11 protein-coding genes are annotated in these 9,553 nt (G+C 64.0%); 7 read left to right on the top strand and 4 right to left on the bottom strand.

Annotated elements, in window-relative coordinates:
- Positions 1 to 89: 89 nt before the first annotated feature.
- The 3 genes from OO306_RS27185 to aroC all read right to left on the bottom strand — a co-directional run bounded on the left by OO306_RS27185 (position 90) and on the right by aroC (position 3,055).
- Positions 90 to 626: an oxidase gene (locus OO306_RS27185; RefSeq protein WP_265970331.1), complete on the bottom strand. Its 537-nt coding sequence runs from the start codon at positions 624 to 626 to the stop codon at positions 90 to 92.
- Positions 626 to 1,780 carry an MFS transporter gene (locus OO306_RS27190; RefSeq protein ID WP_265970332.1) on the bottom strand — a complete coding sequence of 385 codons (1,155 nt, stop codon included), beginning with the start codon at positions 1,778 to 1,780 and terminating at the stop codon, positions 626 to 628. The genes OO306_RS27185 and OO306_RS27190 overlap by 1 nt, the downstream gene beginning before the upstream one ends.
- Positions 1,781 to 1,963: 183 nt before the next feature.
- The gene (gene aroC / locus OO306_RS27195) at positions 1,964 to 3,055 is read right to left on the bottom strand and encodes a chorismate synthase (protein WP_027596013.1); all 1,092 of its coding nucleotides are present in this window, start codon (positions 3,053 to 3,055) and stop codon (positions 1,964 to 1,966) included.
- Between the two features lie 244 nt (positions 3,056 to 3,299).
- On the opposite strand from aroC, the gene OO306_RS27200 reads away from it, so the two are divergent.
- Positions 3,300 to 4,262, top strand: a complete 963-nt coding sequence (locus tag OO306_RS27200; protein WP_027596012.1) for an alpha/beta hydrolase — start codon at positions 3,300 to 3,302, stop codon at positions 4,260 to 4,262.
- Positions 4,263 to 4,454: 192 nt separating this feature from the next.
- Complete coding sequence (locus tag OO306_RS27205; protein WP_099428580.1) at positions 4,455 to 5,243, top strand: hypothetical protein; 789 nt, start codon at positions 4,455 to 4,457, stop codon at positions 5,241 to 5,243.
- Positions 5,244 to 5,451: 208 nt separating this feature from the next.
- Here the strand turns inward: OO306_RS27205 and prmB are convergent, their stop codons facing one another.
- Entirely contained in the window at positions 5,452 to 6,360 is a 909-nt protein-coding gene (gene prmB, locus OO306_RS27210; RefSeq protein WP_085273721.1) for a 50S ribosomal protein L3 N(5)-glutamine methyltransferase, read from the bottom strand.
- A gap of 180 nt (positions 6,361 to 6,540) precedes the next feature.
- On the opposite strand from prmB, the gene OO306_RS27215 reads away from it, so the two are divergent.
- From OO306_RS27215 to OO306_RS27235, 5 genes are all read left to right on the top strand, one after another.
- Entirely contained in the window at positions 6,541 to 7,131 is a 591-nt protein-coding gene (locus tag OO306_RS27215) for a cysteine hydrolase family protein (RefSeq protein WP_027596009.1), read from the top strand.
- 89 nt (positions 7,132 to 7,220) lie between these two features.
- On the top strand, positions 7,221 to 7,541 hold the full coding sequence (locus OO306_RS27220; RefSeq protein WP_027596008.1) for a hypothetical protein: 321 nt from the start codon (positions 7,221 to 7,223) through the stop codon (positions 7,539 to 7,541).
- 163 nt (positions 7,542 to 7,704) lie between these two features.
- Positions 7,705 to 8,265: a Smr/MutS family protein gene (locus tag OO306_RS27225; RefSeq protein ID WP_027596007.1), complete on the top strand. Its 561-nt coding sequence runs from the start codon at positions 7,705 to 7,707 to the stop codon at positions 8,263 to 8,265.
- A 69-nt stretch (positions 8,266 to 8,334) separates the two neighbouring features.
- Positions 8,335 to 8,880, top strand: a complete 546-nt coding sequence (gene folE / locus OO306_RS27230) for a GTP cyclohydrolase I FolE (protein WP_027596006.1) — start codon at positions 8,335 to 8,337, stop codon at positions 8,878 to 8,880.
- 59 nt (positions 8,881 to 8,939) lie between these two features.
- Positions 8,940 to 9,305, top strand: coding sequence for a glutaredoxin (locus OO306_RS27235; RefSeq protein ID WP_238216108.1), 366 nt, complete (start codon positions 8,940 to 8,942; stop codon positions 9,303 to 9,305).
- Positions 9,306 to 9,553: the final 248 nt, after the last annotated feature.

A 9,553-nucleotide genomic window follows, 5' to 3' on the forward strand; every position in this document is an offset into this window, starting at 1 on the left:
CGCACCGCCGCTCCCACAGGAATACCACTGACCTGTAGGAGCGGCGGTGCGGCGGTCCGACTTGCCCCGCGAAGAGGCCCGCCCAAGCATTACAACTCGTCGATCCCTAAAAACGCCCGGGCAGTCTCATCCCCGGTCAACCGCGCCTGCATCCCCTGCTCACTGCCAAACAACCGCAACGCCAGGCAGAACGGCGTCTCGCCCAGCTCAACCCAGCGCCGCGTGCCTGCCGGCACCACCAGCTGATCGCCCTTCTCGCACAGCACCGAATACACGAACTCGCCCAACCGCAAACCCACTTGCGCCCGCCCGCTGACCACCGCAAACACCTCTTCGGCGTCATGCACATGTTCGTCACGTACATCCGCCTGTGCCGGGTCCACCCCATCACGGTTGAGCAGTGTGAAGGCCGCACTGCCGTGGCCGGTCATCAACTGGTCGAGGTGCTCCCTGCAAGCTGCCATCACCTCATCCTCTGAACTGCCAGGGCGAACCCGAAGCGCAAGCGGGTGATGGGCAAAACGCACGCCCTGCTCGGCCAGTGTCGCGGCAATGTCGTCGTGGTGGGTCAGCAGCTTGTTCGGCAGGCCTGGGCTGGACGGGTGGAAAACGCTGAGGGTACTCATCAGTGGCGGGTCCTGGTCGATTGCGAACAAAGGGCAATGATAACGGCTGCGGCCAAGGCTGCGGCGCTGGCCATACCAAAGGTGAAGGTCGGCCCCAGCAGTTTCCAGCTGTAGCCCGAGTACAAGGCGCCCAGCGCACCGCCGGTGCCAGACAACGCCGCATACAACGCCTGGCCCTGGCCTTGCTGCCGAGCGCCGAAGCTGGCCTGGACGAACGCGATGCAGGCGGCATGGAAGCAGCCAAAGGTGGCCGCGTGCATCACCTGGGCCAGCACTAGCACCGCCGGGTCATCGGCCAGGTTGCCGAGCAGCAGCCAGCGCAAAGACGCCAGCAGAAAACTGGCCAGCAACACCCGCTGCACGGAAAACCGCGCAAAAATGCGGCTCATGGCCATGAACACCAGCACCTCGGCCACCACCCCCAGTGCCCATAAAAGGCCGATGGCGCTGCGGCTGTAGCCCAGGTGTTCCAGGTGCAGGGTAAGGAAGGTGTAGTACGGCCCATGGCTGAGCTGCATCAGCGCCACGCACGCATAGAACGCGATTACCCCAGGTGCCCGCAGTTGCTGTAAAAAGCCGCCCGCCCCGCTGCGCTCGCCCTGCTCCAGCGGCTGGGCATTGGGCACCCACAGGCTGGCGAGGACGATGCCCGCCATGATCGTCACCAGGGCGACCGGGTAGATATCCAGGCTGAGCCACTCGAACAAGCGCCCCAAGCCCACCACCGTGAGGATGAAACCGATCGAACCCCACAGGCGTACCTGGCTGTAGCGGGCGGTTTGCCCGTGCAGGTGCGCCAGGGTGATGACTTCGAATTGCGGCAACACCGCGTGCCAGAAGAACGCGTGCAGGGCCATGACCAGCGCCAGCCAGGCGTAGCTCTTGCCGAAGAAGATCAGGGCGAAGCTGGCCAGCGTGCACAAGGCGCCCAGGCGCACGATCAGCAGGCGTTGGCCGGTGCGATCGCCCAACCAACCCCACAGGTTGGGGGCGACGCAGCGCATCAGCATGGGGATGGCCACCAGCTCGCCGATGCGCGCTGGGGAGAAACCCAAGTGGTCGAAGTACAGCGCCAGGAAGGGGGCTGTGGAGCCCAGCAGGGCGAAGTAGAAGAGGTAGAAGCTGGACAGGCGCCAGTAGGGGATTGGGGGCATGGAATGGGCCGATGGTGTGTTTAGCGTACCGGCTCGATCCCACTGTGTAGGAGCAGCCTTGTGCTGCGAAAGGGCCGGTGAAACCACTGCATGAATCTGCCAACTGCACCGGCCTCTTCGCAGCACAAGGCTGCTCCTACACAGAGGTGTGCCGGTGCATTCGGCACATCAATCACAAATGGATCAAAGCTGGCCCAGCACCGGCGTACTGACCTTCACGTCGGCATTCTGTGCGCGGTGGCGCAGCAGGTGGTCCATCAGGGCGATGGCCATCATCGCTTCGGCGATCGGCGTGGCGCGGATGCCGACACAGGGGTCATGACGGCCTTTGGTGATCACGTCCACCGGGTTGCCCTCCACATCGATGGAACGCCCCGGCGTGGTGATGCTGGAGGTCGGCTTCAGTGCCAGGTGCGCAACAATCGGCTGGCCCGAGGAAATCCCCCCCAGAATGCCGCCGGCGTTGTTGCTGAGGAACCCTTCCGGGGTCAGCTCGTCACGGTGCTCGGTACCGCGCTGGGCGACACTGGCAAAGCCGGCGCCAATCTCGACACCCTTGACCGCGTTGATGCTCATCAGCGCATGGGCCAGTTCCGCGTCGAGGCGGTCGAAGATCGGCTCGCCCAGGCCTGGCATCACGCCTTCGGCCACGACGGTGATCTTCGCCCCGACCGAATCCTGGTCGCGGCGCAGTTGGTCCATGTAGGCCTCGAGTTCCGGCACTTTGTCCGGGTCGGGGCTGAAGAAGGCGTTGTGCTCGACCGACTCCCACGTCTTGAACGGAATCTCGATTGGGCCCAGCTGGCTCATGTAGCCACGCACGGTGATGCCCTGGGTGGCCAGGTACTTCTTGGCGATGGCCCCTGCCGCGACACGCATGGCCGTTTCGCGGGCCGAGCTGCGGCCGCCGCCGCGGTAGTCACGCTCACCGTACTTGTGGTGGTAGGTGTAGTCGGCGTGCGCCGGGCGGAACAGGTCCTTGATCGCCGAGTAGTCCTTGGACTTCTGGTCGGTGTTGCGGATCAGCAGGCCGATCGAGCAGCCGGTGGTGCGGCCTTCGAACACACCGGAGAGGATCTCGACCTCGTCCGGCTCCTGGCGCTGGGTGGTGTGCCGGCTGGTGCCAGGCTTGCGCCGGTCGAGGTCATGCTGCAGGTCGGCCAGGGAGATCTCCAGGCCCGGCGGGCATCCATCGACAATGGCGACCAACGCCGGGCCATGGCTTTCGCCTGCGGTGGTGACAGTGAACAGCTTGCCGTAGGTATTGCCGGACATGGACGCTCCGCGAGTCTGCCTGAGGTGAACGAAAGCGGCAGTATACGGAAAAATACCGAGGGATTGGTTGTCTGTGCGGGCCTCTTCGCGGGTAAACCCGCTCCCACAGGAATATCACTGCTTTCAGGCTAGGGGTAATCCTGTGGGAGCGGGTTTACCCGCGAAGAGGCCAGCACAGGCAACTACCCACCGAACCTTCCCACAAACATTGGGTCAAACCGACATCTCCCCACCGTAGTACCCCATGATGCCGCGCCTCGTCGCCTTGTTGTTCATGCTCTGTGCTGGCCTCGCCCAGGCCGCCTCCCCCACTGTCTTGCAGCGCCCCATCGACCTCGACACCGGCCAGGGCGTGCTGCACGGCAGCCTGCTGCTGCCACAACAGGCCACGCCGCCCCCGGTGGTGTTGATCATCGCGGGCTCCGGCCCCACCGACAGAGACGGCAACAACCCGGCCACGGGGCGTATCGACAACCTCAAGCGGCTGGCTCTGGTGCTGGCCAACGACCACATTGCCAGCGTGCGTTATGACAAGCGCGGCGTGGCCGCGAGCCAGCCGGCCACGCCCGATGAGCGTGACCTCAGCGTCGAGCGCTATGTCGCCGATGTGGTTGCCTGGAGCCACAAGCTCAAGGCCGACCCGCGGTTCGGCCCGCTGATTCTGGTGGGCCACAGCGAAGGCGCGCTGATCGCCAGCCTCGCCGCCGAACAGGCAGGTGCCAGCGCGGTGATCACCTTGGCCGGCGTCGGCCGCCCGTTGGCCGACGTACTGCGCGAGCAGCTGGCCCAGCGCCTGCCGCCCGCCCAATTGGCACGTGGCAGTGACTTGCTCGACCGCCTGCAGGCTGGGCAGACCAGCCTGGATGTGCCCGCGCCGCTGCGCCAGGTGTTCCGCCCCAGCGTGCAGCCGTACCTGATTTCGCTGTTCCGGCAGAACCCGGCGGCGGCGTTCGCGCAATTGCCGATGCCGGCGCTGATCGTCCAGGGCCGCAACGACGTGCAGGTCGACGTAACGGATGCCGAGCGCCTCAAGGCTGCGAAACCGGATGCGCAACTGGTGCTGATCGATGGCATGAACCACATGCTGCGCATCAGCCCCAAGGCCATGAGCGAACAGCGTGACAGCTACCTCAACCCCGAGCTGCCACTGGCCCGTGAGCTGGGGGAGCGGATCGTCACGTTCATCCAGCATTTGCCATCGGCCTGACCCTCAGGTCTTGGCCGGGGCTGCCGATAGAGTAGATGGCGGCAAGAATTGGGGCCGCTGCGCGGCCCTTTCGCGACACAAGGCCGCTCCTACACTGGCGATCGCGTACGCTTTTGTAGGAGCGGCCTTGTGTCGCGAAAGGGGCACGCAGTGCCCCCTCTGGCTGCCAGTACGCACATAAGGACAGCCCCCATGACAATTGCCCCCGCCGCCCTAGAGCCGGCCGACGAGCCACAACCCCAGGACGGCGCCGCGCTGCCTTGGGCCGACCTTGCCGCCGAACACTTCCAGCTGTTGCGCCTGGCCCCCTTGCCCACCGACCGCGCCACCGGCGCCCGCCCCCTGCGCTTTGTGCAGTTCGGCTACGCCGAGCGCCACGACAAAGCCCACAGCCTGCTGCGCATGGAAATCCAGCTGCCGGGGCAAAAGGTGCGTAAAGAGCAGAACCACCTGGATATCCGCGTCGACCACGCCGAACGCCTGGTGCGCATTGGCAGCGACCAGGGCCTGCAGCTGGAACCCCTGAACCGCGGTATCGGCCGCTTCATGCTGGCCCAGGCCGTGCAATGGTTGCAGCGCAGGTGGTCGCATTACCGGGTCGAAGGCATGGCACTGCCGAGCAAGGATGCCCTGAGCGAGGATTCACGCCTGCGCCGGGACCAGTTCTTGCGCGGGGTGGGTATCGAAGTGGAGTACGAAGACCCTCAGCACCTCAAAGGCCGTACCGTTGAAGCCACGGTGGGCCAGCTGAAAGGCGCCTGGAGCAGCGAGCGTCTGCAGCGGGTGGAGATTCTCGATGCGGCCAACTTGCTGCAGCAGGCCGATCAACAGCTGCAGGAATTGGAAGGTCAACTGCGCGAACGTGATGAGCGGGTGGCCAAGTACCGGCGTGAAGATGGCGGGTTGCGCTTTACCATCACCTGCCTGGTGGCATTTGCGATGTTTCAGGCGGGGCTGCTGATCTGGATTGCTACTCGCTGAGACCGTGGCGCCTGCTTCGCGGGTAAACCCGCTCCCACAGGTGCAGCACTGGCCTTGAGAACGGCGCTGTACCTGTGGGAACAACTGCTTGTGTTGCTTGTTCCGGCCACATCGCCGGCAAGCCACACAGGTGCAGAACTGGCCTTGAGAACGGCGCTGAACCTGTGGGAGCCGGCTTGCCGGCGATGGGCTGCAAAGCAGCCCCCACTCAAACCCGGGCTTTGAACAGCTCTTGATGCTGCCGGCACTGCTCGGCTGTCAGCATGAACACCCCATGCCCGCCCCGCTCGAATTCCAGCCAGGCGAAATCCACCTCGGGGTACAGCGACTCGACATGCACCTGGCTGTTGCCCACTTCGACAATCAGCAACCCTTTGTCGGTCAGGTGGTCAGCCGCCTCGGCCAGCATACGCCGCACCAAGTCCAGGCCATCGTTACCGCAGGCCAGGCCCAGCTCAGGCTCGTGGTGATACTCGGCCGGCATGTCACCAAAATCTTCGGCATCGACATACGGCGGGTTGGACAGGATCAGGTCAAAGCGCTGCCCTGGCAGGCCATCGAAACCATCGCCCTGCACGGTGTAGACGCGCATGTCCAGGCCGTGACGCTCGATGTTCTGGTTCGCCACTTCAAGGGCATCGAACGACAGGTCGCCCAGCACCACTTCGGCCTCGGGGAACACTTCGGCCGCGACGATGCCGATGCAACCAGACCCGGTGCACAGGTCCAGAATGCGCGCAGGCTCTGCCGCCAGCCACGGCTCGAAACGTTTTTCGATCAGCTCGCCAATCGGCGAACGGGGCACCAGCACGCGCTCGTCGACAATGAACGACATGCCGCAGAACCACGCCTCGCCCAGCAGGTAGGCGGTGGGCACGCGTTCTTCGATACGCCGCTTGAGCAGGTGCTGCAGGCGCACGCGTTCGTCGTCCTCGAGCATGCAGTCCAGGTAGCTGTCGGCCACCTCCCATGGCAAGTGCACGGCACCCAGCACCAGCAGGCGGGCTTCGTCCCAGGCGTTGTCGGCACCGTGGCCGAAGAACAGCTCGCGCTCGTGGAAGCGGCTGACCGCCCAGCGAATGTAGTCGCGCAGCGTGCGCAGACGGGATGTGATCACGGGGGTACTCCTAATTCAGACCGTACAAAAGTCTAACAGCCCAACCCGCACAATTGTTCCTTGGCGTTCCCCAAAGGGTAGCCACAGGCCAGTAACCACGCTGTTTGCGATGTCAACCATTCCCATTGACGCCAAGGCAAGGGACAATAGGTATACAAAAGCCCTTCCAAGGAGCCCTTGATGTCCGTTCCAACCACGATGTTCCGCCTCACTGGCCGCGACTACCCGCCGGCCAAGCTGAGCCACGCCAGCCTGATCATCATCGATGCGCAAAAGGAGTACCTCAGTGGTCCCCTGGCACTGTCGGGCATGGACGAGGCCGTGGCCAACATCGCCCGGTTGCTCGATGCCGCGCGCAAGAGCGGCCGTCCGATCATCCACGTCCGTCACCTGGGCACTGTCGGTGGCCGTTTCGACCCACAAGGCAGCGGTGGCCAGTTCATCCCTGGGCTGGAGCCACACGAAGGCGAAATCGTCATCGAAAAGCGCATGCCTAACGCGTTCAAGAACACCAAGCTGCACGACACCCTGCAGGCGCTGGGCCACCTGGACCTGATCGTCTGCGGTTTCATGAGCCACTCCAGCGTCAGCACCACCGTGCGCCGCGCCAAGGACTATGGTTATCGGTGCACCCTGGTGGAAGACGCCTCGGCGACCCGCGACCTGGCGTTCAAGGACGGGGTCATCCCGGCCGCACAGATTCACCAGTGTGAAATGGCCGTGATGGCCGACAACTTCGCCTGTGTCGCCCCTACCGCCAGCCTGATCTGATTCAGGGCGGGTAACGACCGCCCGGCAGCCGGGCGGAACCCAAAGGGCGAGCGCAGGTCGAATTCCGGATATCCACAGAGGAAATCGGAATGAAGCTCAAAGGCAGTTTCGACGCCAAACGCCTGCGCACGCGCGAACCGCGCAATTGGGGCGCACGCCTGGCTGCCGGCCTGTCCGCCTTGCTGGCAACGCTGGGTGTGCTGCTGGCCATGGCCGGCATCGCCGGCCTGCTGGGCAATTACCCGGCCCTGCAAGAACTCAATGCCAACAAACCGCTGGCCAGCATCCTCACCGGGGCTGGCTTGCTGTTGCTGTGGCTGGGCGTGCGCTTCTGGCGGCGCAGCCGTATTCGCCTGCGTCGCGGGCGGGAATTGAACCTGTCGCCGCACTTGATGAAAAAACACGACTGACTCATTTGTATCGCCTGTGCGGGTCTCTTCGCGGGTAAACCCGCTCCCACAAGGCTCAGTGTCCGCGCGAAACCTGTGGGAGCGGGTTTACCCGCGAAGAGGCCCGCACAGGCTGCACACAGCCCCACAGTCGCGTAAACTACGCCGCCCACGTGGAGGCATCATGCAAGACGACGACTTTTCCCTGTTCCATGCCGAAGTGCGCGGCGTCAAGCCGATCAAGCACGACCGTGCCGAGGTCGGCAAACCCAAGGCCGACCGCAAGCAGCTGGCCGGCCTGCGGCAGGCGGCTACCGTGCGCAGCGACAAGGCACTGGTGATCGACGGCATGTCCGACCAGTTCGTCATCGACGTTGGCGCCGAAGACGAGCTGATGTGGCGCCGTGACGGCGTGCAGGAAACCCAGCTGCGCAAACTCAAGCTCGGCCAGATTGCCTTCGAGGGCAGCCTCGACCTGCACGGCATGACCGTCGAGAAAGCCCGTGAAACACTCTGGGACTTCATCGCCGAGGCCACCAAGCTGGAAGTGCGCTGTGTCCGCGTCACCCACGGCAAGGCCGCGCGCCTCGACGGCAAGCGCCCGATGATCAAGAGTCACGTCAACACCTGGCTGCGCCAGCACCCGCAAGTGCTCGGTTTTGCCTCGTGCAACCCGCGCCATGGCGGCACCGGCGCGGTGTATGTGATGCTTAAACGAACCATGCTCGAAGGACGCGACGAGTAACGCCGCGCTTGCAGCGCCGCCCTTGCCGCCGTACCCTTCGTTTTTGCGATTTTTCCCACAGGTAGATACATGTCCCTGGAACAGAACTACACCGAGATTCTCAGCCAGATCGGCGAGGACGTCTCCCGTGAGGGCCTGCTCGACACGCCCAAGCGGGCTGCAAAGGCCATGAAGTACCTTTGCCGCGGTTATGAGCAGACGCTGGAAGAAGTCACCAACGGCGCGCTGTTCACCTCCGACAACAGCGAGATGGTACTGGTCCGGGACATCGAGCTGTACTCGATGTGCGAGCACCACATGCTGCCCTTCATCGGCAAGGCGCACGTGGCCTACCTGCCCAAGGGCAAGGTGCTGGGCCTGTCGAAAGTGGCACGCATCGTCGACATGTACGCACGCCGCCTGCAGATTCAGGAAAACCTCAGCCGCCAGATCGCCGAAGCGGTCGAGAAGGTAACGGGCGCTGCTGGCGTGGCCGTGGTCATCGAAGCCAAGCACATGTGCATGATGATGCGCGGTGTCGAGAAGCAGAATTCGAGCATGATCACCTCGGTGATGCTGGGCGAATTCCGCGCCAACGCCGCCACCCGCAGTGAGTTCCTCAGCCTGATCAAGTGATTGGCTGGTTACCCTGAGCCGACCCTGCTGGGTCGGCTTTTTCTTTTCAGGAGTTGCCCATGATCGTCAAAGCCCTGCGGGTTGGCCTCGGCCAGCTCATCGTGTTCGGTGACTGGATCAGCCGCCCGGCCAAGCGCAAGCGCGATGCCGCCGCCCAGGCGCGTGTCGAGCAAGCGGCCAGTGGCCTTGCGCTGTACCAGTTCCATGCCTGCCCGTTCTGCGTCAAAACCCGCCGCACCCTGCACCGCTTGAACGTGCCAGTCGCGCTGCGTGACGCCAAGAACGACCCAGAGCATCGCCAGGCGCTGCTGGAAGGCGGTGGCCGCGTGAAAGTGCCGTGCCTGCGCATCGAGGAAGAAGGCAAGGTGAGCTGGATGTATGAGTCCAAGGCCATCATTGCCTACCTGGACAAGCGCTTCGCCTGACCTGGCACCGCTTGGGCTGACCTTGTACCTCTTCGGCTGACGTTGTACTTCTCTGGCTGACGTTGTACTTCTCTGGCTGACGTTGTACTTCTTCGGCTGACGTTGTACTTGTAGGAGCAGCCTTGTGCTGCGAAGAGGCTGACGCTACCGGCGCTGACGCCGCTCGGATACACTCGCCGCTACTTTTCGCACAACCAGGATGTGCCCCATGCCCGAAACCGCCCAACTGCTGACCTTCGCATTGATCT

Origin of the sequence: Pseudomonas sp. DCB_AW (genome assembly GCF_026240895.1) — a bacterium.
GTDB lineage: Bacteria > Pseudomonadota > Gammaproteobacteria > Pseudomonadales > Pseudomonadaceae > Aquipseudomonas > Aquipseudomonas kermanshahensis.